A 25605-nucleotide genomic window follows, 5' to 3' on the forward strand; every position below is an offset into this window, starting at 1 on the left:
CGGGGAGGCGAGCGTGGCAGCCTGCTTCGGGGGGAGATTCAGCTGCGCTTGAGCTCGCTCCAGGCGGCATAGGTGCTGAGAAAGACCCGCCCGGTAATGTCGTCGAGGAAGTCGCTGTTCTTCAGCTGGTCCATCACCGGGCCCTTGACCTCGGCCAGGTGCAGGGTGACGCCGGAGTCCTTGAGGCGGGCGTTGATGGCGTCCAGGCTCTCCAGCGCCGAGGCGTCGATGAGGTTGACCGCCGAGCAGATCAGCACCACGTGCTCGAGCTCCGGGCGGCTCGCCACCAGGGCATAGACGGTGTCCTCGAGGTAGCGGGCGTTGGCGAAGTAGAGGCTCTCGTCGATGCGCAGCAGGGCAACATGGCTGGCCGTCTCGGTGTCGTGGCGCTCGATGTTGCGGAAGTGCTCGGTGCCGGGAATGCGGCCGACCAGGGCGCTGTGGGGCCGGCTGGTGCGGTAGAGGAAGAGCGCGATGGAGAGCAGCACCCCGGCGACGATGCCGGCCTCCACGCCCTCCACCAGGGTCAGCAGGATGGTCGCCGCCATGGCCGAGAAGTCGCTGCGCGAGTAGCGCCAGGTCTGGCGGATCATGGGGATGTCGACCAGCGTCAGGACCGCCACCGTGATGGTGGCGGCCAGGGTGGCGATCGGCAGGTGATGGAGCAGCGGGGTCAGGGCCAGGGTCACCAGGCCGATCCCCAGGGCCGCGAAGACGCCGGCCATGGGGGTCTGGGCGCCGGCCTCGAAGTTGATCACCGTGCGTGACAGCCCGCCGGTCACCGGCATGCCGGCGGAGAAGGCGGCGGCGAGGTTGGCGCCGCCCAGGCCGATCAGCTCCTGGTTGGGCGAGATCCGTTGGCGTCGCTTGGCGGCGAGCATCTGCGCCATGGAGACCGACTCCACGAAGCCCACCAGGCTGATCAGCAGCGCCGGCACCAGCAGGGCACGCCACAGCGAGGCATCGAAGCCCGGCAGGGTCAGCGGGGGCAGCCCCCGGGGGAGGTCGCCCACCACCGCCACGCCCTTGCTCGCCAGGTCGAGCTGCCAGGTGAGCAGGGTGGTGACGACCACGGCGAGCACCGGGCCAGCCTTGGCGAGCAGGGCGGCGAGGCTCTCGGGCAGCCCCAGGCGTTGCAGCGTCGCCTTGCCCTGCCGGCGTACCGCGACCAGGAAGACCAGGCTGCCGGCGCCGATGGCCAGCGTCTGCCAGTGGGTGTCGGCGAGGTTGCCGGCCAGGCTCAGCCCGAGCTTGGCCACGGTATAGCCGTTGGCCTCGATGCCGAGCAGGTGGGCCGCCTGGCTGGCGGCGATCAGGATCCCCGAGGCGGAAAGGAAGCCAGCGATCACCGGGTGGCTCAGGAAGTTGGTGAAGAAGCCCATCCGCATCAGCCCCATGAGGGTGAGCATGCCGCCCGAGAGCAGTGACAGCACCAGGGCGGCCTGGAGATACTCCGGCGTACCGGGGGTGGCGACGCCGGCCAGGGCGGCGCCGGTCATCAGGGCGATGATCGCCACCGGCCCCACCGCCAGGGTGCTGCTGGTGCCGAGCAGGGTGTAGGCGAGCAGCGGCAGGATGCTGGCGTAGAGGCCGACCACCGCGGGCAGGCCGGCGAGGATGGCGTAGGCCAGCGACTGGGGGATCACCATGATAGTGACGATGATGCCGGCGAGCAGGTCGGCACCGCAGAGTCGGCGGTTGTAGTGGGGCAGCCAGGTGAGGATCGGCAGATAGCGCTTGAGCATCCGGTCTCGTCGTCGTCGAAGGAACACCCGGCCCCGCGGGCCGCTGAACGGCTACCAGACTAAACGATATTGGTGGGCGGGTTGAGACTTGGTTAGCATCTTCCGGTGAATCATGTCGGTTCTCCCGAAATGATCCTCCGCGCCATCACATCGCAAAAGGACGCGCCATGAAGCCCGCAACCATTGCCCTGCACCACGGCTACGCCCCCGATGACCAGCACGCCGTGGCGGTGCCGATCCACCAGACCACCTCCTTCTCCTTCGACAGTGCCCAGCATGCGGCCGACCTGTTCGACCTCAAGGTCGAGGGCAACATCTATTCGCGCATCATGAACCCCACCTGTGCAGTGCTCGAGCAGCGCCTCGCGGCCCTGGAGGGGGGCATTGCCGGCCTGGCGGTGGCCTCCGGGATGGCGGCGATCACCTATGCCATCCAGACCATCGCCGAGGCGGGCGACAACATCGTCTCGATCAGCGAGCTCTATGGCGGCACCTACAACCTCTTCGCCCACACCCTGCCGCGGCAGGGGATCGAGGTCCGCTTCGCCGACAAGGACGACGTGGCCGGTATAGAGTCGCTCATCGATGCACGCACCAAGGCAGTATTCTGCGAGAGTGTCGGCAATCCCTCGGGCAGCGTGGTGGACATGGCGAGGCTCGCCGAGGTGGCCCATCGCCACGGGGTGCCGGTGATCGTCGACAACACCGTGCCCACCCCGTTCCTGTGGCGCCCCATCGAGCAGGGGGCCGACATCGTGATCCACTCCGCGACCAAGTACATCGGCGGCCACGGCACCACCGTGGGCGGGGTGATCATCGACTCGGGCAAGTTTCCCTGGGCCGAGCATGCCGAGCGGTTCCCGCTGCTCAACGAGCCGGACGTCTCCTACCATGGTGTCTGCTACACACGGGACCTGGGCGAGGCCGCCTTCATCGGCCGCGCCCGGGTGGTGCCACTGCGCAACATGGGGGCGGCGCTCTCGGCGCAGGCGGCATGGAACCTGCTGCAGGGCCTGGAGACCCTGTCGCTGCGCATCGAACGGGTCTGTGACAACACCCTGCGGGTGGCGGAGTACCTGGAAGAGCACCCCGCGGTGACCTGGGTCAAGTATGCCGGCCTGCCGAGCCACAAGGACCACGGCCTGGCTCGCGAGTACATGGGCGGGCGTGCCTCGGGCATCCTCAGCTTCGGCATCCAGGGCGGACGGGAGGCGGGCACCCGCTTCTACGATGCGCTGGGCATGATCCTGCGACTGGTCAATATCGGCGACGCCAAGACCTGCTCGTCGATCCCGGCATCCACCACCCACCGCCAGCTCAACGACGAGGAGCTCGAGTCCGCCGGGGTGACGGCGGACATGGTGCGCCTATCCATCGGCATCGAGCACGTCGACGACATCCTCGAGGACCTGGAGCAGGCCCTGGCGGCCAGCCAGGCGTGAAACCTCCCCGCCCGGCAGCGCCGACGCCAGCGGCGCTGTCGTTTCGGGTACCCGAGCCGGCGGTTATCGGCCGGCTCGGCGATACCTTGAGTGCGACCATGGTGTGTCAGGCCAAAGTGCAGGACAGCTCTGCGCGGCAAGGCGTTATGCTTCATGCGTGAAGACCGTTCCAACAACAAGCCTTCCAATTCATGATCGAGTCTCGACCACCATGCGTATCCTGATGCTTCTGGCCGCCCTGGTGACGGCCGTGGCGGCTCTCCTGCCGCTGCTCCTTCTGAACGCCGACTGGCCGTTCTACCTCGCCCTGGGGCTTGCCTGGCTGTCCGGGGGGCTGCTGTTCACCACGGGCATGGCGGCCGTGCATGCCGCCGGTGCCGATGCCCTGAAGCAGGGCGGGCCGCGCGGCTGGCTGCCGCCGGTGCGCGACTACCTGTCGCTGCGCCGCATGGCCCACGACCTGGTGGCGCGTGCCGGCAGCACGGCCATCGCCTCGGCGGAGGTGTCGCATCATGCCGATCGCATGGACCAGCGCCTGGCGCGCCAGGAGGAGGTGGTCCGCGAGGCCTCCGCGAGCATGAGCGCCATCACCAGCGCCATCGAGCAGGTCGCCAGTGGCACCGCCGAGCTGGCGACGGTGGCCAGCCGCTCCCGCGCCTCCAGCCACGAAAGCCGCGAAGCCCTCGGCCGGGTGGTGGTGGACATGCAGGCACTGGCCGAGCGCTCGCGTGAGGCCCTGGGGCTGCTCGCGGCGCTGGAGCAGAAGGCCGACAGCGTGCGCAGCGTGACCTCGCTGATCGAGGAGATCGCCGAGCAGACCAACCTGCTGTCGTTGAACGCCTCCATCGAGGCGGCCCGTGCCGGCGAGCATGGGCGCGGCTTCGCCGTGGTCGCCGGCGAGGTGCGCGAGCTGGCGCGGCGGACCGCCGAGGCGACGCGCAGCGTGGAGTCGCTGGTGGGGGACATCGGCGGCAGCAGCCACCAGGTGGTGGATACCATCGGCCATCTGATGGCCCGGGTGGGGGATCGTGCCGCCGAGATGCAGCAGGTGGGCGAGCAGCTCACGACGATGACCGGGGACTTCGATCGTGTCGAGGGCGAGATCGCCGGCATCGCCGAGGCGATGGAGGACACCCGCCGGCACAGCCGTCGCGTCGCCGGCACCCTGGCATCGCTCGAGGGGGATGTCGACGAGGGCAATCGCGACATGCACGACCTGGCCAGCCAGGCTCGCGCCCTGATGGCGGCGGCCGAGGCCGTGGATGCCGCCCTCGCCCAGCAGCGGCTCGAGGGGCGTCACCAGCAGGTGTTCCGGGCGGCACGGGAGGCTGCCGACCAGCTCGGTCGCCTGCTGGAGACGGCCGTCCAGCGTGGCGAGCTGTCCCTGGCGGCGCTGTTCGAGCCCCGCTACGACCCCGTGCCGGACACCCGGCCACCCAAGTACCGTACCGGCTTCGATGCCTTCACCGACGAGCACCTGCCGGCGATCCAGGAGCCCCTGCTGGAGCGTCTGCGCCTCGCCTACGCGATCAGTTGCGACCGCCACGGCTATGTGCCGACCCACAACCTGAAGGTCAGCCAGCCGCCGACCGGCGACCCCGAACACGACCTGCAGTTCAGCCGCAGCAAGCGGATCTTCGACGATCCCACCGGGCGGCGTTGCGGCGCGCATCAGGATACCCTGCTGCTGCAGACCTACAAGCGCGACACCGGCGAGATCATGCACGACCTCTCGGTGCCGGTGTTCGTCAACGGCCGCCACTGGGGGGGCTTTCGTATCGGCTATCAGCCGGAGGGCAGTGCCGCCTGAGGCTCAGCGGTAGCGGGCCATGAAGCGGCGATCCAGCCAGCGTTTCCAGTGCAGTGCCAGGCGTCCGGCCCACCAGCGCTGGCCTCGGATCGCCAGACCGAGCCCGTCGCCGAGGTCGAGGATCGCCAGTGCCCGCGAGTGCGGGACATACTCCCGGAGAGGGCGGCCTGCGAGCCTGGCGGCCAGGTTGTCGAGCAGTACCGAACCCTGACGCACGCCGTAGACGCCGAGCCGTGGCAGCCGATGACTGATCAGGGCGGCGCAATCGCCGGCGGCGAAGACGTCCGGGTCGCCGCTGCTCTGGAGGGTCGCCTCCACCGCCAGTCCACGGCCCGGAAGCACCGGCAGGCCCAGCCGTTCGATGACGGCGGGGGGCGTCAGGCCGCTGGCGTGGATCACGTGATCGGCCTCGATCAGTGACAGGCTGTCCTCGCCGCTGAGGGTTTCGTCGGTACAGACCATCACTCCGCCGGCCGCATGGCCGTGGACGCTGGTACCGGTGAGTACCCGAATGCTGCGGCGTGCCAGCAGGCGTGACAGCCAGCGGCTGGCGCCGTGAGGGGCATCCTCGAGCAGGCGTTCTCCCCGGGTCACCAGGGTGAGCGTGCTGGCGGCACCATGACGCCGGCCGAGCGCCGCGAGGTTGCAGGCCACCTCGACACCGCTGGCCCCACCGCCTACCACGACCAGGCGCGGCCTGGCCCCACGGCGAAAGTCGGCTTCGAGGCAGCGGCGCAGCGCCACCAGGCAGGGAATCGGCTTGACGGTCCAGACCTTCGGTCCCGGATGCCGCCTGGGCGGCGCCTGGCAGACGGAGCCGAGATTGAGCGAGAGCAGGTCGAAGGGGAGGGCGCGGCCGTCCTCGAGTAGCGCGCGACGGCCCGCGAGATCGAGACCGCCCAGGCGCCCGCGTAGCAGCGCGACGCCATGCCGTCCGGCCAGTCGCGCCGGGTCGAGGCGGTCCTCGGCGGGGGAGAGGCGACCGCCGAGCACGCCATTGGCCATGCCCGAGTACCAGAAGCCGCCGGGATCGAGCAGGGTCACCCCGATGTCGCCGAGGCGATGACGCTGGCTCACCACATGGAGGTGGGCATGGCCCGCGCCCATCAGCAGCAACTGGCGCAACGGCGGAACCGGGGGCGAATCGGCGACGTAGGGCATGGCGCGATAGTAGCCCAATGGGAGGGGAGGGGCGAGTGCCCCCTCCTCGACCGTGGCCGGTGAGGGTCAGGCGGGTGCCGCCTCCCGCGGGCGGGAGCGCCACGCCGACCAGGAGTAGAGGGCGAGCCCGGCCCAGATCAGCAGGAAGGTCACGAGTTGCACCGGCGAGAGCGGCTCGCGGAACACCAGCAGGGCGATGAAGAACTGGATGCTGGGGTTGAGGTACATCAGAAAGCCCAGGGTGGCGAGGCGCAGGCGCCGTGCCGCACCGGCGAAGGCCAGCAGGGGCAGGGCGGTGATCACGCCGCTGGCGATCAGCAGCAGGCTGACCCCGGTGCCGGCCAGGAAATGGGAGAGGCCGGCCTGGCTGAGCCAGGCCAGGGCCAGCAGCCCCAGCGGCAGCAGCAACAGGGTCTCGACGAACAGCCCCGAGAGCCCATCGAGCGGTACCTGCTTGCGCAGCAGGCCGTAGGTGCCGAAGGAGAGTGCCAGGGTCAGGCTGATCCAGGGCAACTCGCCGAGCAGTGCCAGCTGGATGGCGATGGCCAGGGTGGCCAGCCCCACGGCCACGGCCTGCAACCGGTGCATCGCCTCGCGCAGCACCAGCACGCCGAGGGCGACGTTGACCAGGGGGGTCATGAAGTAGCCGAGGCTCGCCTGGAACACCTGGCGGGTCTCCACGGCGTAGATGTAGAGCCCCCAGTTGAGCGCAATCAGCAGGGCGCAGCCCAGCACCCGGCCCAGCCGGCGAGGCTTGCGCAGCGCCAGGCGGATGGGCGTCCAGCGGCCAAGCAGGGTGACCAGCCCGACCAGGAAGAGGCAGGACCAGATCACCCGATGAATCAGCACCTCGAACGCGGGCACGCCTTCGAACAGGGCGAAGAACAGCGGGAAACAGCCCCACAGGACGTAGGCGGTCAGCCCGAAGGCGACGCCCTTGCCGGTTTCCTGGGCGGGGGTGGGGGTGGCGGACATGCAGGCCTCGACGGAAGAAAAGCGTTAACTTAGCAGGCTATTGGCCTGACTGCCATGCCGGCTGACGTCGGCTCACCACTGGGTTACGCTGGGGTCGTGCCACTTCACCTGGACGACGGGAGTCCCCCTCATGAGCGAATTGAGAACCACCCTGGTGCAGTGTGACCTGCGCTGGGAAGATCCCGAAGCCAACTGCCGGATGCTGGAAGAGACCCTGGGTGAGTTGGGGGGCGACGACACCGACCTGATCGTGCTGCCGGAGATGTTCGCCACCGGTTTCACCATGAATTCCCGGGAGATGGCCGAGCCGATGGCGGAAAGCGCCACCGTGGCCTGGCTCCAGGACCAGGCGCGCCGTCGCGGTTGCGTGGTCACCGGTAGCGTCGCCGTGGTGGAGAACGGCGACTACTTCAACCGGCTGGTATGGGCGCGGCCCGACGGCAGCCTGGTGCACTACGACAAGCGCCATCTCTTTCGCATGGCGGGGGAACACGAGCGCTACGCCATGGGGCATGAGCGCGTGATCGTCGAGCTCAAGGGCTTTCGGGTCCTGCTCAGCGTCTGCTATGACCTGCGCTTCCCGGTCTGGCTACGGCAGCAGCCGGCGCCCGGCGAACATTTCGAGTACGACCTGCTGCTCTGCGTGGCCAACTGGCCGGCGCCGCGGCGCCACCCCTGGCGCATCCTGCTGCAGGCCCGGGCGATCGAGAACCTCTGCCCGGTGATCGGCGTCAACCGGGTCGGCGAGGACGCCAAGGGGCTGGCCTATGCCGGCGATTCCATGCTCGTCGACTTCAAGGGCGAGGCGCTGATCGACGAGCCGAGGGACACGCCCTTCGTGCGGACCGCGAGCCTCGATCGGGACGAGCTCGACGCCTTCCGCGAGAAGTTTCCCGCCTGGCGCGATGCCGACCACTTCGGCCTCGCCGATGGGGTCGGCTTCTGATGCGGCTGGATCGCTTCCTCACCGAGACCACCGAGCTGACGCGCAGCCTGGCCAAGAAGGCGATGCACCGTGAGGAGGTCCGGGTAGATGGTGAGGTGGTCAAGAACCCCGCGACCCGGGTCGACGAGCGCAGCGTGGTCACCTGGAAGGACGAGCGCCTGGCGCTGGTGGGGCTGCGCTACGTGATGCTCCACAAGCCGCCGGGGGTGGAGTGCAGCGCCCGGCGCGGTCTCTATCCGCTGGTCAGGGAACTGGTCGACCTGCCCCATGTCGAGCGGTTGCAGACCGTGGGGCGCCTGGACGTCGACACCACCGGCCTGGTGCTGCTCACCGACGATGGCCAGTGGTCTCACCGGGTCACCTCGCCGCGCCGCCGCTGCGCCAAGGTCTACCGGGTGAGGCTGGCCGATGCCCTGGAGGGCGACGCCCTGGCGCAGGCCACGGCGCGTTTCGCCGAGGGGATCGAGCTCGAGGGCGAGGAGAAGCCGACGCGTCCCGCCGAGCTGGTCATGCGCTCGCCGACGGAGGCCGAGCTGACCCTCCACGAGGGCAAGTACCATCAGGTGAAGCGCATGTTTGCCGCCATCGGCCACCACGTGGAGGCCCTTCACCGGGAGTCGATCGGTCCGCTGGTGCTCGACGAGCGCTTGGCGCCGGGCGAATGGCGCGAACTCACCGAGGCGGAGGTGGCGCTGTTCTGAGCCGATGGTCACGAGACGGCGTAGATCTCGCTGCGGTCACGCCCGCGGCGCTTGGCGCGATAGAGCGCCGCATCGGCGAGCCGGGTGAGCGCCAGCGGGTCCTCGGTATGTTGGGGCCAGGCGGCGATGCCGCAGGAGAGGGTGATGCCGTCCAACTCGGTGTCGCGATGCCGGAAGCGGCACTCGCGGATGCCGTGCAACAGGTCCCGGATGCGCGCCTCGGCCCTGGCCGCGGTGGCGCCGGGCATGACCACCACGAACTCCTCGCCACCCAGCCGGCAGACCACGTCGGCATCGCGGAAATGGTCTCGCAGCAGGGCGCCCACCGCGGCCAGCACCGCATCCCCGGCCTCGTGGCCATGCCGATCGTTGAAACGCTTGAAGTGGTCGATGTCGACCATCACCAGCGCCAGGGGCGTGTCGCTGCGCCGGGCGGCGGCGGCTTCGTGGCTGAGAAGCTCGTCGAAGTGGCGACGGTTCTTCAGGCCGGTGAGTGGATCCTGATACGAGAACTCCCTGAGCCGTGTCACCATGGCCTCGAGCTCATGGGTACGTGCCGCAACTTCCTGCGTCAGCTCGCGATTGAGGCGCCGGACCTCGCGCTGGGTGCGGGCATAGTCGACCCCGGAGATCGCCACCAGGGCGAGCGAGAAGGCCAGGGCGCCGAGGCTGACGGGGACCCGCTGCCAGGGCAGCACGCCGTGGGCCACCGCCATGTCGACGATCAGCAGCAGAGCGAAGAGCGCATAGGCGGCGAGGATCACCTTGTGCTCGCCGGCCAGGCCGCGCCACTGAATGGCGGTGGCCCCGAACATGATCGCGAGGCTGACCAGCAGGGCGGCATCGAAGGGGGGATAGGTGCTGGAGAGGTTGATGACGCCCGCCATCGCCAACCCCGGGGCGGCCACGGCATAGCACAGGTGTCCCTGCCATAGCCGGCGCATCAGCATCGGGTGCCGGCGAGCGAACCAGTGCTCGAGCAGCAGCGCCATGGCCACCGGCAACATGAAGTAGGAGACGGCGGCGAGGGTGTCCCACAGGAGTGGACCCTCGAGCAGCAGTTGGCTGGCCTGGCTCTCGGCCAGGATCATCAGCCCCGAGGCGAGCGAGAAGAGGCCGATGCCGATGAAGCTGCGGCGATTGGCCTGGAGCAGCGCGAGGAAGAAGGCGAGCAGGGCAATCGACAGCGAGAAGCCGCTGACCACCAGGGCCTGGGCCGATCCCTCGAGGACATGGAGGATCAGGTCGGGCCGCTCCATCAGCTTGACCTCGCCCCAGAGCCCGATATCGGTGTAGTCGGAGAAGACCCGAAAATGGAGGCGCTTGCCGGCGAACTCTTCCGGCAGTTCGATCATGTGCCAGGGCCAGCCCTCGAAGCGCCCCTCTCCGCGTTCGTCGAAGTGACCATACTGGTAGATCAGGCTCGACTCCAGGTAGACCTGCACGATCAGGTCGACGCTGTAGATGTAGAGCACCGGGTCGCGCCAGTCGCCGTCGGGAAGGGTGATGCGGAACCAGGCGTGGTGCCGCCCTTCGCGACCCGGCGGGTTGGAGGGGAAGGCGATGGGGCGCCACGCCTCGGGCGCCTCCTCCCGTGTCCAGAGCGGCGTGCCGGTGTCATCGACGGGGGAGTCGCCCCAGCGATACTGCCACCCGGCGTCGAGGGGGAGCGTCGACGACCCCGCCTGCAGCGGGGAGCTGGCCAGCAGCGATAGCAACAGGACCCGGATCAGGAGGGGGAGTGTCGAACGCATCGGGACTCGCAAGCCGGCCATAAGGAAGAGCCCGACCAGTATAGAGCATCCCCTTGCCGCTGTCCGTTGGGCAGCGGCCATGGCTGGGGACGGGGATTATACCGTTATCTCATTTGTTCCTGGCGACACCACATCCCACCCCTCAGGCATGCTCCTCCGACGCCTCGGGGGAGAGCCCGGCGGCCTCGACCAGGGCGCGAGTGTAGTCGGTCGTGGGTCGCCCGAGGACCTCCAGGCAGTCTCCCTGTTCCACGACCTCGCCCTCCTTGAGCACCATCACACGATGGGCCATCGCCCGGATCACGGCCAGATCGTGGCTGATGAACAGGTAACTCAGGCCGCGCCGCTGCTGGAGGTTGCGCAGCAGTTCGACGAGCTGCTTCTGGACGGTGCGATCGAGCGCCGAGGTGGGCTCGTCGAGCACCAGCACCTCGGGTTCGAGAATGATGGCGCGGGCGACCGCGATACGCTGGCGCTGACCGCCCGAGAATTCGTGGGGATAGCGCGAGGCGCAGTCGAGCGGCAAGCCGACCTCCGCGAGCGCGGCCTGAACGCGGCGCGTCACTTCGGCCTCGTCGAGTTCCGGGTAGTGGAAGCGCAGCCCCTCGCTGATGATCTCGGAGACCGGCAGGCGTGGCGACAACGAGCCGTAGGGATCCTGGAACACCACCTGCAGGCGGCGACGCTGTTGGCGCAGGTCGTTGCCGGTGAGCTGATCCAGGCGGACCTCGCCGAAATGGATCTCGCCTTCGCTCGTGGTCAGGCGCAGCAGGGCCAGGGCCAGGGTGGTCTTGCCGGAACCGGATTCGCCGACGATGCCCAGGGTCTCGCCACGGGCGAGGGTGAGCGCCAGCGGCTGCACGGCGACGAAGGGGGGCGGCCGCCGGGCGAAGAGCCGCCTGGGCCGCTGGAAGGCAACGCTCAATCGATTGGCCTCGATCAGTGGCTGCCGCGTGGTGAGCGCGATCGGGCGCCCCCGGGGTTCGGCATCGAGCAGGAGCCGCGTATAGTCGCTACCCGGTGAGCGAAAGACCTCGTCGACCGGGCCGGTCTCCTGCTCGCGCCCTTCGTAGAGCACGCAGACCCGCTCGGCATGGCGACGTACCAGGTTGAGGTCGTGGGTGATGAACAGCATGCCCATGCCGTGGCGATCGCGCAGCTCGGCGAGCAGGGCGAGGATCTCCTGCTGCACGGTGACGTCCAGCGCCGTGGTGGGTTCGTCGGCGATCAGCAGCACCGGATCGTTGGCGATGGCCATGGCGATCATCACGCGCTGGCGCTGGCCACCGGAAAGCTGGTGAGGCCAGGCATCGAGCAACTCGTCGGGGCGCGGCAGCTTGACCTGGACGAGCAGCTCCCTGGCTCGGGCACGCGCCGCCTTGCCGCTCAGCCCCTGGTGCAGCCGCAGCGTCTCGCCGATCTGCTTGGCCACGGTGTGCAGGGGGTTGAGGGAGGTCATCGGCTCCTGGAAGACGAAGCCGACCCGCCCCCCGCGCAGTGCCTGCCAGTCACGCTGTCTGAGGCGTGTGAGGTCGGTATCGCCCAACCAACGGCCGCCCTCGACCCGGGCGTTGGCCGGCAGCAGGTTCATGGTGCCAAGCGCGCTGACCGACTTGCCGGAGCCGGATTCGCCTACCAGGGCCAGGGTCTCGCCGCGACGTACCTCCAGCGAGAGGCGATCGACCACCACGGCGTCGTCGAAGGCGATACTGAGTTCATCGAGGCGCAGCAGGGTGTCAGGCATGGGGCGGGGTCCTTGGCGTCGAGGCGTGAGGCGCGGCGTACTGGATATGGCGCGGATCGAAGGCGTCGCGCAGTCCCTCACCGATGAACACGAGCAACGAGAGCATCAGCGACAGGCTGACGAAGGCGGTGATGCCGAGCCAGGGCGCGTGGAGGTTGTTCTTGCCCTGGGCGACCAGTTCGCCCAGCGACGGCGAGCCCGGCGGCAGGCCGAAGCCGAGGAAGTCCAACGCCGTGAGCGTGGTGATCGCCCCGGTGAAGAGGAAGGGGATGAAGGTGAGGGTCGCCACCATGGCGTTGGGCAGCACGTGGCGCCACATGATCAATCGCGGGGTCAGCCCCATGGCCTTGGCGGCGCGCACGTACTCCAGGTTGCGCGCGCGGAGGAACTCGGCGCGCACCACGTCGACCAGGCCCAGCCACGAGAACAGCAGCATGATGCCCAGCAGCCACCAGAAGCCGGGTTGCACGAAGCTGGCCAGGATGATCAGCAGGAAGAGCACCGGCAGCCCCGACCAGATCTCGGTGAGGCGCTGGCCGATCAGGTCGGTCTTGCCGCCGAAATAGCCCTGGATGCCACCGATGAACACGCCCATCACCAGGGAGCCGGCGGTGAGCACCAGGGCGAAGGCCACCGACAGCCGGAAGCCGTAGATGACGCGGGCCAGGACGTCGCGGCCCTGGTCGTCGGTGCCCAGCCAGTGGCGGCCATCGGGGGGCGCCGGCGATGGCCGCATCATCTGCATGTCGAGGGTCTGGTAGGAGAACGGGATCGGCGGCCACAGCGCCCAGCCGTGTTCGGCGATCCGGGCCTGGATGAAGGGATCGTGGTAGTCGGTGCGGGTGGGCAGAAAGCCGCCGAACTCGGTCTCGGGGTAGTCGACCAGCAGTGGTGCATACCACTGGCCGTCGATCGTCATCACGAGCGGCTTGTCGTTGGCGATCAGTTCGGCGGCCAGGCTGACGCCGAACAGGACGAGGAAGATCCACAGCGATACCCAGGCGCGCCGGTTGTGGCGGAACACCGACAGCCGCCGCCGGGCGATGGGAGACAGTCTTGAGGTCGGTTTCATGGGCTCAGGACTCCCGGGTCTCGAAGTCGATGCGCGGATCGACCCACACATAGGTGAGGTCGGAGATCAGCTTGAGGAGCAGGCCGATCAGGGTATAGAGGAACAGCGTGCCGAAGATCACCGGATAGTCGCGCTGCATCACCGCCTCGAAGCCGAGCAGGCCGAGCCCCTCCAGCGAGAAGATCACCTCGATCAGCAGCGATCCGGTGAAGAAGATGGTCACCAGCGCGCCGGGCAGGCCGGCGATGATGATCAGCATGGCGTTGCGGAACACGTGACCGTAGAGGGCCTGGCGATCGCTCGCCCCCTTGGCCCGGGCGGTCAGCACGTACTGCTTGTGGATCTCGTCGAGGAAGCTGTTCTTGGTCAGCATGGTCAGGGTGGCGAAGCTGCCGATGGTCATGGCCACCACCGGCAGGGTGATATGCCAGAAGTAGTCCTTGATCTTGCCCCAGGTCGAGAGCTCGTCGAAGTCCGGTGACGTCAACCCGCGCAGCGGGAAGAGGTCCCAGTAACTGCCGCCGGCGAACAGCACGATGAGCAGGATCGCGAACAGGAAGCCGGGGATGGCGTAGCCGACGATCACCAGGCCCGAGGACCAGACATCGAAGCGCGAGCCGTGGCGCAGCGCCTTGCGGATGCCCAGCGGGATCGAGATCAGGTAGACCAGCAGGGTGGTCCAGAGGCCCAGCGAGATCGACACCGGAAGCCGCTCGATCATCAGCTCGACCACGGGGCGGTCGCGGAAGAAGCTGTTGCCGAAGTCGAAGGTGACGTAGTCGCGGATCATGCCGGCGAAACGCAGGTGGGCCGGCTGGTCGAAGCCGAACTGCTGTTCGAGCTGCTCGATGAAGCGCGGATCGATGCCCCGGGCGCCGCGGGATTCGTCACGTACCACGACATCCCCGCCGCCGGCGTCGAGGCGGGTGCTGACCATGCTGTCGATGCCCTCGAAGCGGGCCAGCATCTGGTCGATGGGGCCACCGGGAGCGGCCTGGACGATGATGAAGTTGAGCAGCATGATCCCCAGTAGCGTGGGAATCATCAACAGCAGGCGGCGCAGGATGTAGCGGGTCACGGTGCGTCCTTGTGCAGGGCTGGCGTCAACGACGGCGCAGACGACGGTTGAGCTCGGCCTCGCGGTCGACATCGACCCACCAGGCGGCGAGGTCCATGCCGTACTCGGGGAAGGGCTCGGGCCAGGCGAACTTGTCCCATACGGCGATCCGCGTCTCCCCGGAATGATACTGGGGAATCACGTAGAAGCCCCACAGCAGCACCCGGTCCAGGGCCCGGGTGATGGTATTGAGCTCTTCCCGGCTGTCGGCGCGGATCAGTTGCTCGACCAGATCGTCGACCACCGGGTTGGCCAGTCCCATGAGATTGCGGCTCTGGGGGGTGTCGGCGAACTCGCTGGTCCAGAATTCACGTTGTTCGTTGCCCGGGCTGTTGGATTGCGGGAACTGCCCGATGATCATGTCGAAGTCGAAGCTACGCAGGCGGTTGAGGTACTGGTTGATATCGACGATGCGGATCGAGGCCTGGATGCCCAGGCGAGCCATGTTGCGCACCATCGGCTGGACCACCCGCTCCATGCCGGTATCGAACAGCATGACCTCGAGGGTCAACGGTCGGCCGGTGTCGCCGTCGACCAGTTCCCCATCCTTCACCTCGTAGCCGGCCCCGCGCAGCAGCTCCAGCGCCAGGCGCAGGCGCTCGCGGAGGTCCTGCGGATGGTCGATGGGTACCTCGGCGTCGAAGACCCGCTCCGGCAGGGCCTCGCGGTGGGGCTCGAGGCGTTCGAGCTCCGCCTCGCTGGGCAGCCCCCGGGCGGCCATGTCGGAATTCTGGAAGAAGCTCTCGGTACGCCGGTAGGTGTCGTAGAAGAGGTTGGCGTTGAGCCAGGGAAAATCGAAGGTCAGGCTCAGCGCCTCGCGCACCCGGGAATCGGCGAACTTGTCACGCCGCAGGTTGAAGACGAAGGCCTGCATGGTCGCCGGTTGGCCGTCGGGTACGGTGAGGCGCTTGACCAGGCCGTCGCGATAGGCGGGGAAATCGTAGCCGATGGCCCAGGTGGCGGCCCGGGCATCGGTACGGTAGTCCATGACGCCGGCCTTGAAGGCCTCCCAGGCGATGTCTCGGTCACGATAGTAGTCGTAGACCAGCCGGTCGATGTTATGACGGCCACGATTGACCGGCAGGTCGCGTCCCCAGTACTCATCGACTCGCTGGTAGACGATGCGTCGTCCCGGCTCCACCTCGGCGATGCGGTAGGGTCCGGAACCAGGGTGGCGCGCCAGGGTCGGGGCGCTGAAGTCGTGTTCCTCCCAGTAGTGCCGGGGCAGGATCGGCAACTGACCGACGATCAGCGGCAGCTCGCGGGAGTGATTGTTGGCGAACTCGAAACGAACGGTATGGGTGTCGAGCGCCTCGACGCTCTCGACATCGGCATAGTAGGCGCCGTAGAAGGGATTGCCCTGTTCGGTCAGCAGCTCGAAGCTGAACACCACGTCGCCGGCGGTCACCGGCTCGCCGTCGTGGAAACGGGCCTCGGGACGCAGGTCGAACTCGATCCAGTGCCGCTCCGGGTCGAGGCGGATGCCTTCGGCGAGCAGGCCGTAGGCGCTGAAGGGCTCGTCGGGGTTGCCCTCGAGCAGGGTGTCGTAGATCTGGGAGATGCCGATGGCCGGGGTGCCGCGGATGATGAAGGGGTTGGTGGAGTCGAAGCTCGAGCCGACGGCGGCGCGGGTCAGGGTGCCGCCCTTGGGGGCATCCGGCTCGACATAGGGAAAGTGGGGGAAATCCTCCGGCAACGCCGGTTCGTCGTAGAGCGCCAGGCCATGGACGGTGGGCACTGCGTCGGCGTCTGCCGCCAGCGCCGCCGAACACGGCCAGGCGCTGGCCAGGGCACTGATCAGGAGACAGCGTACGGCGATCGACATCGATGACATCCTTGCGCGGGTCCTGGCCCCGGCTGGCCCGGGGCGGGTACCGGCATAAGGTGTCAGGCTGCCGTCATCTTGTAAACCTCCACGATCAGCGTGGCTTCTCCCCTGGGGTTCAGCGCGCGGCCAGGCTGCGTTGCGGTATCTCGAGTACCTGGCCGGCATGGATCACATCGCCGCTCAGGCCGTTGTGCTGGCGGATCTCGCCGGCGCTGAGGCCGTGACGCGAGGCGATCGTCGAGAGGTTGTCGCCGCTGCGCACCACGTAGCGGCCGTCCCCCGCGGGGGCGTCACTCGGGCGGGGAGTCCCGACGGGGCTCTCCAGCCGGGCGATCAGCACCTCCTCGCGGTCGGCGGGTACCAGCAGCACCCGGGCATGGCTGGGGTTGGCGTTGCCATTGATCAGGCCCGGATTGAGCTCGGCCAGCTCGTCGCGGCTCACGCCGGCGAGACGGGCGGCCTCGCTCAGGTCGAGGGAGCGGGTCAGGGCAATCTTGGCGAAGGCCGGGGCGTCCTCGATGTCGGGAAGGGCGACCTGGTACGCGTCAGGATCGTCGATGATCGCGGCGATGGCCTTGAGCTTGGGCAGGTAGTTCATGGTCTCGCTGGGCAGGCGCAGGCTCCAGTAGTCGCCGCGTTCGCCGCGGGCGAGGGCGGCGTTCCGGGCCCTGTTCACGGTGCCGGCACCGGCATTGTAGGCGGCCAGCGAGAGCTCGATGTCGCCGTCGTACCACTGTTCGGCCTGGAGCTCAATGTAGTCCAGCGCCGCCTTGGTCGAGCTGACCACGTCGAGCCGGCCGTCGTAGGCGCCATTCCGGCGCAGCCCCAGGGCATCGGCGGTGCCCGGCATGAACTGCCAGAGCCCGGCGGCACCGCGGTGGCTGCGTGCCTGGGGGTCGAAGGAACTCTCGATGAAGGGGATCAGGGCGATCTCGCCGGGCAGGTCGCGTGACTCGATCTGCTCGGTGATCCAGGCCAGCCACGGGCGGGCCCGTTCGGTGATCTCGACGATGTTCGCGGGATTGGCCCGGTAGTGATCGATCCAGTGTCGGATCCGCTCGTTGTGTCGCTCGTCCTGCCACTGGAAGCTGCTGCGAAGGCGGCTCCAGGCATCCCGTGGTTCGAGCGCCAGGGCATCCCAGAAACGCTCACCGGCGACGAAGCTGCTGTGGCCAGTCTCGCCGGCCGCCGGCAGGGGCGAGGCCTGGGTGATGGTGCCGGTCGCCATCAGCGACCCGAGCAGGGCGAGGGTGCTGGTCAGGCCGAGAATTCGTCGGCGAGTGGTGTGATAGGTCATCGTTATGTGGCCTCCTGGTCGCAGGAAGGCCCGGCGGCTGGCCGGGCCTTCGGCAGGCGTCCGTTGCGTGTCGTCGTTAGAAATGGTCTTTCCAGGCACGCAGGGTGGCGAAGGTCGCCTCGCTGGTGTCGGTGTCGCCATGGGCCGAGGCGGCCCGACGAACGCTGTCGGCATCACAGCGCAGGAAAGGATTGATGCGTTTCTCCCGACCCAGGGAGCTGGGCAGGGTCGGGCGGTCGAGTTCCCGGGCCCGTTGACACTCCTCCATGGCCTGCTCCACAGCCGGGTTCTGCGGGTCGGCGGCCTTGGCGAAGCGCAGGTTGGCCAGGGTGTACTCGTGGGCAGCGAACACCAGGGTGTCGTCGGGCAGTGCGGCGAGCCGTGCCAACGAGGCATGCATCTGGTCGGGGGTGCCCTCGAACAGCCGCCCACAGCCGGCGCTGAAGAGCGTGTCTCCGCAGAACAGCAGTGGGGGAATCCCGGCGGTGAAATAGGCGATGTGGTCCAGGGTATGGCCGGGCACGGCATGCACCTCGAGAAGCCGCCCCATGACCCGGATCTCGTCGCCGTCGCCGACGGTCTCATCGATACCGGCAATGCTCGGATTGTCCGGCCCGACCACCCGGGGAGAGTAGCGCTCGATCAGCTCGGCCAGCCCTCCGGTATGATCATGGTGATGATGGGTGATCAGCACCGTGGAGAGGGTGAGCCCCTCGCGTTCGAGTATGTCGATCACGGGGGCCGCATCGCCGGGATCGACCACGCAGACTTCCGGGGTCGAATCCTGGCGCAACAGCCAGATATAGTTGTCGCTAAATGCGGGGATCGGTGTCACGCTCAACATAGGCATGGAGTCCTGATCTGGACATGGGTCACCGCTGCTGACCGGGGCTGCCTCTCGACGGGCGAACGCGCAAGAGCCACGCCGGCTCTCGTCATGGTCAGACGCTGCCGTGAATCGGAACGGGTTGCAAAACCCTGCATCTTGGAGGGACGCGCACGCCATGTCAACTTCGTCACCCGTTGCCGACCTGGCCCGACTGGTGCGGGATGGTCGTCGTTACTGGGCGAGCCCGGCCGGACAAGCCGTCTGGCAGGCCGAGCGTGCCTGCCTGGGGCCGGTGTGCGAGCGATTGTTCGGCGCCCATAGCCTGGAGCTTGGCATGACCAGCAAGCTGGCCGACATGTGCCCGATTCGGCACGCCATGCGTTGGGCCCCGACCCGGGAACTGGTCGAGCAGGAGGCGACCCTCGTCTGTCCTCCCGATGCCCTGCCGCTGCGCGACGACAGCCTCAGCCTGGTGGTGATTCACCACTTGCTGGAGGTATTGCCCGACCCCCACCACATGCTGCAGGAGGCGGCCAGGGTCACGGCCGAAGACGGCCGGCTGATCATCTTCGGCTGGGTGCCGCTCGGTCCGGCCGGTCTGTCGCGGGCCTGGCCCGGGCGGCGGAGGCGCCTGCCCTGGCGCGGCCACTGGCGCACGCCGGGCCGGCTCAAGGACTGGCTGGCATTTGTCGACTTCGAGATCGACCGGGTAGACTATTGTGGCTTTCATCTGCCCGGCAGCCTGCCGCGCAATGCCATGCTGGAGACCCTGGGGCGGCGCCATAATCTGCCATTGGGCGACAGTTACATGATCCATGCCCGACGCAAGCCACAGCTGGTCCAGACCCAAGGCTCCCGCCTGACCTTCGCCCGACCGCTCGGCAGTTCGGCACTCGGCGGTGCCACGCGGCTCGGGCCACAGCGACGCGAGAGGGAACAGGAAAGGATGACCGAGGGTGACTGAGACACACCAGACCGATGTGCTGCCGCGGGTGACCATCTATACCGACGGTGCTTGCCGCGGCAACCCGGGCCCCGGTGGCTGGGGCGCGCTGCTGGTGAGCGGGCATCACGAGAAGGCCCTCAATGGCTTCGAGGCCACGACCACCAACAACCGCATGGAGCTGATGGCCGCGATCATGGCCCTGCGCGAGCTGAAGCGGCCCTGCGAGGTGGCACTGTGGACCGACTCCGAGTACCTGCGCAAGGGGATCACCGAGTGGATCCACGGCTGGATCAAGCGCGGTTGGAAGACCGCCAGCCGGGCACCGGTGAAGAACGCCGAACTGTGGCGGGAACTGCATGAGGAGACCCACCGCCATCGGATCGAATGGCACTGGGTCAAGGGCCACAGCGGCCACCCGGGCAATGAGCGGGCCGATGCCCTGGCCAACGAGGCCATCGACCTGCACCTGCGGGCGCGCGCCTGAGACGCTATCACACGATTGCAAGCCGAGCTGACGAGACCCCACCATGCGCCAGATCATCCTGGATACCGAGACCACCGGCATCGACCCGCGTGACGGCCACCGGCTGATCGAGATCGGGGCGGTCGAGATGGTCAATCGCCGTCTCACCGGCAATACCTACCACCAGTACATCAACCCGGAGCGCGAGATCGAGGCGGAGGCCGTCGGGGTCCACGGTATCACCAATGAGCGGGTCGCCGATGAGCCGCTCTTCGCCGAGATCGCCGACGAGTTCTGGGCCTTCATCGAGGGGGCGGAGCTGGTGATCCACAACGCCCCCTTCGACGTGGGCTTCATGGATCACGAGTTCCGGATGCTCAACGACCAGCGCGGCGAGCCGAGGCTGGGCCCGGTCGCCGCGCATTGCCGGATCCTCGACACCTTGCAGATGGCCCGGGACAAGCATCCCGGCCAGCGCAACAACCTCGATGCCCTGTGCAAGCGCTACGAGATCGACAACGGCCACCGGGTACTCCACGGTGCCCTGCTCGACGCCGAGATCCTCGCCGATGTCTATCTGGCGATGACCGGGGGACAGACCGCGCTGTCGCTCGATGCCTCCGCCGGCGGCGAAGGAACGACGAGCGGCAGCACCGGCCTGGTCATTCGCCGGCTCGCCCTGGAGCCGGGACGGCTGCGGGTCGTGCGGCCGAGCGAGTCTGAGCTGGACGCCCACCGGGCCAAGCTGGGACGCATCCGCGAGGCCGCCGGCGAGTGCCGCTGGGATCGGCTCACCGAGGGTGGAGAGACGAGCTGATGCTGCGGCGTGAACTTCCCGCCGGGGCCACCCGCGGCCATGTCATCCGCCTGGCCGAAGGGCGCATCGCCCCGGCCCCCGACGGCGGTATCCTCCAGCCGCCGTGTCCCTGGTTGCCGGCGATGCAACCACTCTGCTACTGGGGCGATGAACCGGTGGCACTGAGCCTCGAGGAGGCGGCCGACGAGGCCTGGCCCGATGGGCGTGGTTGGCTCGCGCGCCTGCCGGAATCCCGGTTCGCCCTGCTCTCCACGGCGCTGCAGGTCGGGGCCTGGTTGCGCGACCATCGCTTCTGCGGTCGCTGCGGCGCCCCCGCGTCCCGGCTGGACGCCGAGTTCGCCATGCACTGCGAACGCTGCGGCCATCGCAACTACCCTCGCATCTCGCCCTGCATCATCACCCTGGTGACCCACGGCGACGCGCTGCTGCTGGCTCGCAGCCCGAGGTTCCCCCCCGGCCGGTACTCGACCCTGGCGGGGTTCATCGAGCCGGGGGAGTCTGCCGAGGAGGCGGTGCGGCGCGAGATCTTCGAGGAGGTGGGGCTGACGGTGGGGCGGGTGCGCTATTTCAAGAGCCAGGCCTGGCCCTTTCCCCATGCGCTGATGCTGGGCTACTTCGCCGAGGCGGCGAGCCGGCGCATCCGCATCGACGGCGTCGAGATCGTCGATGCCGCCTGGTTCAGCCCGCGGCGCCTGCCGCAGTTGCCACCGCTCTATTCCATCTCGCGGGCCCTGATCGAGACGCACCTCAATGAGGTGAGGGCAGCATCATGACGACGGGCCGCTCGTGGGCGGCCCGTCCGCCGAACTGGCGTGTCGCTCAGGCGGCGGGGAAAAGGCTGCCCAGTCGGGTCGCCAGCATGACATTGCCGGTGGCCTTGAGTTTGCCGGTCATGAAGGCGGTCATGCCGTTGATCTCGCCGTTCATGACTCCCTTGAGGGTATCGGTGCTCATGCTCAGGGTCACGGAGGGGTCGTCGTGTTCGCCCTGCTCGACGGCGAGGCTGCCATCCTTCACCACCAGGTAGTGGCTGCCGGCATCGCTGAAGTGGAACTGGAAGACCTCGTCCATGCCGCCGGCGGCCTGGGCGTCGAAACGAGTCTGCAGCTTGTCGAGGGTGGAAGGGGTCATGTCAAGGTCCTTGATCGGGTAGGGAAAGGGGGAGGCGCGGTCGCCAGCGTCGATGTACCCGAGAATATTTCAAACGGACGTTTCAATCAAGCATTGCTCCCGCTGTCGCTTCATGCTTGGCTGGGAGGCGAGAGAACCGAGACGCGAGGAGAGCCCGGTGAACGAGTGGTTGACGGATTTCGGCATGTTCCTGGCCCAGGTGTTGAGCCTGGTGGTGATCGGCGGCCTGGTGGTCGCCGTCGTGGTGAAGGCCCGTGGCGAAGTGGGCGAACGCACCCGGCTGCGCATCGAGGAGCTCAACACGAGCCGCGAGTATCGGCGCCGGCGCCTGACCATGGCCGCCAGCGAGCCCGGCGAACGCAAGCGCCTGCTCAAGGGCTTTCGCAAGGATGACAAGTCTCGTGACCGACGCAGTCGCAAGGGCAAGGGGGAGCAGCGGCAGACGGTCTGGGTGCTCGACTTCCATGGCGACATCCGGGCCAGTGCGACCGGGCGTCTCGGCCAGGAGGTCTCGGCGCTGCTGGATGCCGCCAGGGAGGAGGATGAAGTGGTGATACGCCTGGAGTCGGCCGGGGGGCTGGTGCACGCCTATGGCCTGGCCGCCGCCGAGGTCGATCGTCTGCGCGAGGCGAAGTTGCGCACCACCGTCTGTGTCGACAAGGTGGCGGCCAGCGGTGGCTACCTGATGGCCTGTGCCGCCGATCAGCTGCGCGCGGCGCCCTTCGCGGTGCTCGGCTCCATCGGCGTGGTGGCCCAGTTACCCAATGTCCACCGGCTGCTCAAGCGCCACGACATCGACGTCGAGTTGCTCACCGCCGGACGCTACAAGCGGACCCTGACGGTATTCGGCGAGAACACCGAGGAGGGGCGAGAGAAGTTTCTCGAAGACCTGGAAACCATTCATTCGCTGTTCAAGCGCCATGTGGCCGAGCGTCGTCAGCATCTCGATATCGAGGCGGTGGCCACCGGCGAGGTGTGGTATGGCAGTGAGGCCCTCGAGCAGGGGCTGGTCGACGCCCTGGGGACCAGCGAGGCCTACCTGGCCGAGCGGATGCAGGATGCCCGGGTGGTCAGCGTGAAGCTGGAGCCGAAGCGCAAGCTGGGTGAGCGCCTCGGTCTGGCCGTCTCGCGCGGCGTGGAGCGGGCCATCGAGCGTGGTCTCGAAGTACTCGACGCCAGTCGCTGGCAGAAGCGCTGACAGGGCATATCATGCCGACGTGTCGAAGCCCAGGCGCCCCAGTGCCTCGATCACGGTGCGGGCGCTTTCGCCCTGCAGTGAGTAGTAGATGGTCTGGGACGCTCGCCGGGTGCTGACCAGGCCTTCGCGGCGCAGGATCGCCAGGTGCTGGGAGAGGGCCGACTGGCTCAGGCTGAGCCGCTGGTTGAGCTCCGTCACCGACAGTTCGTTGCCGTCGAGCAGGCACAGGATCCTCAGGCGATTGTCGTTGGCCATGGCCTTGAGCAGTGTGGTGGCCTGATCGATGATCGGATCCCCGCCATCGAGCAGGCGAGAGGCGACGCTGTCAGAGGTGCTCATGATGATCCCCCTACGCTGGCAGACCTGTGGCCCCGGCACCAAGCCTTGCAACCCGGCAATCGCCGGCGGTCGAGGCGTGGCTGACGCTTCCCCGACCCTCCCTGGCAACGAACTATCCTGACAACCAGGCATTTCCTGTTTTAACCATTGCTCAAGTATAGCCCACCGCAGGCTCAAGCCAAGCCGAGATTTAACGATGGTTCAATGGCGAGCGCGGACAATCTGTGATCCAGCCTATGCGGTTGTCGACAATGCAGACCGAAGCTCTTCATCTTTTGTCGCAGATTAGCCGATGGTATGAGGGCATGGCCGTGATTTTCCTCTAGAGTGTCAACAATTCCCGATGTCACTCGATGCCAGACAGGACGCCCATGAGCCCCTATCACAGCGAATTCCGCCGCTCCATCGACCAACCCGAGGCCTTCTGGGCCGAGCAGGCCCGTCGGGTTCCCTGGTTCACGCCACCCACGACCATTCTCGAGTACGACGAGGCCGGGCATGCCCGCTGGTTCGTCGATGGCGAGCTCAATCTCTGCCATGCGGCCCTGGACCACCACGTGGAGCAGGGGCGTGGCGACCAGGCGGCCATCTTCTGGGACTCGCCGGTCACCGGCCGCAAGCGCGTCATCACTTATGCCGAGATGCGCGACCAGGTGGCGCGCTTCGCCGGGGCGCTCAAGGCGTTGGGCGTCGAGAAGGGGGACCGGGTGGTGATCTACATGCCCATGGTGCCGGAGGCCCTGGTGGCGATGTACGCCTGTGCCCGCCTCGGCGCGGTGCATTCGGTGGTGTTCGGCGGTTTCGCCCCCCACGAATTGGCGGTGCGCATCGAGGACGCCGAACCCCGGGTGGTGGTGGTGGCCTCCTGCGGAGTGGAGGTCGACCGGGTCATCCCCTACAAGCCGATCGTCGACGCTGCCATCGAACAGAGCACCCACAAGCCGGAGGCCTGCGTGGTGCTGCAGCGCGAACAGGAGACCGCCGAGTTGCTGGCCGGGCGCGACCACGACTGGGAGGTTCTGGTGGCCGGTGCCGAGCCGGCCGACTGCGTGCCGGTGAAGGGGGGCGACCCGCTCTATGTCCTCTATACCTCGGGGACGACCGGCAAGCCGAAGGGTGTGGTGCGCGACACCGCGGGCTATGCCGTGGCGCTGCACTACTCCATGGAGGCCATCTACGACATGGCGCCGGGCGAGGTGTTCTTCTCGGCTTCCGACGTGGGCTGGGTGGTCGGCCACTCCTACATTGTCTACGCGCCGCTGCTGCGCGGCTGTACCACCGTGGTCTACGAAGGCAAGCCGGTGAAGACCCCGGATGCCGGCGCCTTCTGGCGGCTGATCGCGGAGTATCGGGTAAAGAGTTTCTTCACCGCACCGACTGCCTTCCGGGCGATCAAGAAGGAGGACCCGGACGGCAAGTTGCTCGAGGCGTACGATATCTCCTGCCTCGAGTCGCTGTTCCTCGCCGGCGAGCGCCTCGACCCGCCGACCTTTCACTGGCTCGATGATCTGCTGGACGTGCCGGTGATCGACCACTGGTGGCAGACCGAGACCGGCTGGCCCATCGCTGCCAACCTGCAGGGGCTCGAGCCGATGCCGACCAAGGCCGGCTCGGCGACGGTGCCGGTGCCCGGTTTCGACGTGCAGATCCTCGATCGCGAAGGCGAGCCGGCCGCGGCCATGGAGCAGGGCAGCGTGGTGATCAAGCAACCGATGCCGCCGGGGTGCCTGGTGGGGGTGTGGGGCGACCCGCGGCGCTTCCACAGCGCCTACATGGCGGCCTTCCCCGGCTACTACCTCACCGGCGACGGCGGCTACTTCGACGAGGATGGCTATCTCTTCATCATGGGGCGTACCGATGACGTGATCAACATTGCCGGTCATCGCCTCTCCACCGGCGAGATGGAGGAAGTGGTCGGCGCGCATCCGGCGGTCGCCGAGTGCGCGGTCATCGGAATCCATGACGCCCTCAAGGGGCAGCTGCCGGTGGGCCTGGTGATACCCAAGGATGGCTTCGACGGGGACGAGGTGGCCCTGGAAGAGGCGCTGATCGCCCTGGTGCGCGAGAGGATCGGGCCCATCGCCTGCTTCAAGCAGGTACTGGTGGTCGATCGGCTGCCCAAGACCCGGTCCGGCAAGATCCTGCGCAAGCTGCTGCGCAACATCGCCGACGGCAAGGAGTTCGGCGTCCCCTCGACCATCGACGACCCGGCAAGCCTCCAGGACGTCCATGAGGCGATGAAGGTGCGCGCCGTGGGGGCGGCCCACCAGGCCCGTCAGGTCTGACGGCC

Annotated in this window: 22 protein-coding genes; 10 read left to right on the plus strand and 12 right to left on the minus strand. The window is 67.9% G+C overall.

The features are described 5' to 3' along the window. Window positions 1-38: 38 nt before the first annotated feature. Window positions 39-1745 carry a SulP family inorganic anion transporter gene (locus tag AC5W54_RS03945; RefSeq protein ID WP_495960765.1) on the minus strand — a complete coding sequence of 569 codons (1707 nt, stop codon included), beginning with the start codon at window positions 1743-1745 and terminating at the stop codon, window positions 39-41. Window positions 1746-1912: 167 nt separating this feature from the next. Here AC5W54_RS03945 and AC5W54_RS03950 point away from each other — a divergent pair, with 167 nt between their 5' ends. Then, window positions 1913-3187 (plus strand): O-acetylhomoserine aminocarboxypropyltransferase/cysteine synthase family protein, encoded by a 1275-nt coding sequence (locus AC5W54_RS03950; protein ID WP_495960766.1) that lies wholly within the window; start codon window positions 1913-1915, stop codon window positions 3185-3187. A gap of 211 nt (window positions 3188-3398) precedes the next feature. Next, window positions 3399-4997, plus strand: a complete 1599-nt coding sequence (locus AC5W54_RS03955) for a methyl-accepting chemotaxis protein (protein WP_495960767.1) — start codon at window positions 3399-3401, stop codon at window positions 4995-4997. A 3-nt stretch (window positions 4998-5000) separates the two neighbouring features. Here AC5W54_RS03955 and AC5W54_RS03960 read toward each other — a convergent pair whose 3' ends face one another. Both AC5W54_RS03960 and rarD read right to left on the minus strand, forming a co-directional pair. Further along, the gene (locus AC5W54_RS03960; protein WP_495960768.1) at window positions 5001-6158 is read right to left on the minus strand and encodes an NAD(P)/FAD-dependent oxidoreductase; all 1158 of its coding nucleotides are present in this window, start codon (window positions 6156-6158) and stop codon (window positions 5001-5003) included. A gap of 66 nt (window positions 6159-6224) precedes the next feature. Then, window positions 6225-7133 (minus strand): EamA family transporter RarD, encoded by a 909-nt coding sequence (gene rarD / locus AC5W54_RS03965; protein WP_495960769.1) that lies wholly within the window; start codon window positions 7131-7133, stop codon window positions 6225-6227. 130 nt (window positions 7134-7263) lie between these two features. Here rarD and AC5W54_RS03970 point away from each other — a divergent pair, with 130 nt between their 5' ends. Together AC5W54_RS03970 and AC5W54_RS03975 are read left to right on the plus strand one after the other, a co-directional pair. Next, window positions 7264-8079, plus strand: coding sequence for an amidohydrolase (locus AC5W54_RS03970; protein WP_495960770.1), 816 nt, complete (start codon window positions 7264-7266; stop codon window positions 8077-8079). Beyond that, complete coding sequence (locus AC5W54_RS03975; protein WP_495960771.1) at window positions 8079-8780, plus strand: pseudouridine synthase; 702 nt, start codon at window positions 8079-8081, stop codon at window positions 8778-8780. The genes AC5W54_RS03970 and AC5W54_RS03975 overlap by 1 nt, the downstream gene beginning before the upstream one ends. 8 nt (window positions 8781-8788) lie before the next feature. Here the strand turns inward: AC5W54_RS03975 and AC5W54_RS03980 are convergent, their stop codons facing one another. The 7 genes from AC5W54_RS03980 to gloB form a co-directional block, all read right to left on the minus strand. Continuing rightward, entirely contained in the window at window positions 8789-10534 is a 1746-nt protein-coding gene (locus tag AC5W54_RS03980) for a diguanylate cyclase (protein ID WP_495960772.1), read from the minus strand. Between the two features lie 142 nt (window positions 10535-10676). Beyond that, window positions 10677-12278 carry an ABC transporter ATP-binding protein gene (locus AC5W54_RS03985; RefSeq protein ID WP_495960773.1) on the minus strand — a complete coding sequence of 534 codons (1602 nt, stop codon included), beginning with the start codon at window positions 12276-12278 and terminating at the stop codon, window positions 10677-10679. After that, a complete protein-coding gene (locus tag AC5W54_RS03990; protein WP_495960774.1) occupies window positions 12271-13350 on the minus strand; it encodes an ABC transporter permease in 1080 nt (359 codons plus the stop codon). The genes AC5W54_RS03985 and AC5W54_RS03990 overlap by 8 nt, the downstream gene beginning before the upstream one ends. Window positions 13351-13354: 4 nt before the next feature. Continuing rightward, window positions 13355-14428 carry a microcin C ABC transporter permease YejB gene (locus AC5W54_RS03995; protein ID WP_495960775.1) on the minus strand — a complete coding sequence of 358 codons (1074 nt, stop codon included), beginning with the start codon at window positions 14426-14428 and terminating at the stop codon, window positions 13355-13357. Window positions 14429-14453: 25 nt separating this feature from the next. Next, window positions 14454-16292: an extracellular solute-binding protein gene (locus AC5W54_RS04000; protein ID WP_495960776.1), complete on the minus strand. Its 1839-nt coding sequence runs from the start codon at window positions 16290-16292 to the stop codon at window positions 14454-14456. Between the two features lie 118 nt (window positions 16293-16410). Beyond that, the gene (locus AC5W54_RS04005) at window positions 16411-17592 is read right to left on the minus strand and encodes a transglycosylase SLT domain-containing protein (protein ID WP_495960777.1); all 1182 of its coding nucleotides are present in this window, start codon (window positions 17590-17592) and stop codon (window positions 16411-16413) included. A 76-nt stretch (window positions 17593-17668) separates the two neighbouring features. Beyond that, complete coding sequence (gloB, locus tag AC5W54_RS04010; protein WP_495960778.1) at window positions 17669-18436, minus strand: hydroxyacylglutathione hydrolase; 768 nt, start codon at window positions 18434-18436, stop codon at window positions 17669-17671. Between the two features lie 160 nt (window positions 18437-18596). Here gloB and AC5W54_RS04015 point away from each other — a divergent pair, with 160 nt between their 5' ends. From AC5W54_RS04015 to nudC, 4 genes are read left to right on the plus strand one after another with little or no spacing between them, the layout of a single operon-like run. Continuing rightward, window positions 18597-19385, plus strand: a complete 789-nt coding sequence (locus tag AC5W54_RS04015) for a class I SAM-dependent methyltransferase (protein ID WP_495960779.1) — start codon at window positions 18597-18599, stop codon at window positions 19383-19385. Further along, complete coding sequence (gene rnhA, locus AC5W54_RS04020) at window positions 19378-19851, plus strand: ribonuclease HI (RefSeq protein WP_495960780.1); 474 nt, start codon at window positions 19378-19380, stop codon at window positions 19849-19851. The genes AC5W54_RS04015 and rnhA overlap by 8 nt, the downstream gene beginning before the upstream one ends. 43 nt (window positions 19852-19894) lie before the next feature. Further along, window positions 19895-20647 (plus strand): DNA polymerase III subunit epsilon, encoded by a 753-nt coding sequence (gene dnaQ, locus AC5W54_RS04025; RefSeq protein WP_495960781.1) that lies wholly within the window; start codon window positions 19895-19897, stop codon window positions 20645-20647. Further along, a complete protein-coding gene (gene nudC, locus AC5W54_RS04030) occupies window positions 20647-21420 on the plus strand; it encodes an NAD(+) diphosphatase (protein WP_495960782.1) in 774 nt (257 codons plus the stop codon). The genes dnaQ and nudC overlap by 1 nt, the downstream gene beginning before the upstream one ends. 46 nt (window positions 21421-21466) lie before the next feature. On the opposite strand, the gene AC5W54_RS04035 is transcribed toward nudC, so the two are convergent. Next, complete coding sequence (locus AC5W54_RS04035; RefSeq protein WP_495960783.1) at window positions 21467-21778, minus strand: SCP2 sterol-binding domain-containing protein; 312 nt, start codon at window positions 21776-21778, stop codon at window positions 21467-21469. A 157-nt stretch (window positions 21779-21935) separates the two neighbouring features. On the opposite strand from AC5W54_RS04035, the gene sohB reads away from it, so the two are divergent. Beyond that, window positions 21936-22976 carry a protease SohB gene (sohB, locus tag AC5W54_RS04040; protein WP_495960784.1) on the plus strand — a complete coding sequence of 347 codons (1041 nt, stop codon included), beginning with the start codon at window positions 21936-21938 and terminating at the stop codon, window positions 22974-22976. Between the two features lie 9 nt (window positions 22977-22985). On the opposite strand, the gene AC5W54_RS04045 is transcribed toward sohB, so the two are convergent. Further along, a complete protein-coding gene (locus AC5W54_RS04045) occupies window positions 22986-23315 on the minus strand; it encodes an ArsR/SmtB family transcription factor (RefSeq protein ID WP_495960785.1) in 330 nt (109 codons plus the stop codon). A 371-nt stretch (window positions 23316-23686) separates the two neighbouring features. Here AC5W54_RS04045 and AC5W54_RS04050 point away from each other — a divergent pair, with 371 nt between their 5' ends. Further along, a complete protein-coding gene (locus AC5W54_RS04050) occupies window positions 23687-25600 on the plus strand; it encodes a propionyl-CoA synthetase (protein ID WP_495960786.1) in 1914 nt (637 codons plus the stop codon). Window positions 25601-25605: the final 5 nt, after the last annotated feature.

It is taken from the genome of Halomonas sp. LMYGS-3, assembly GCF_059509875.1.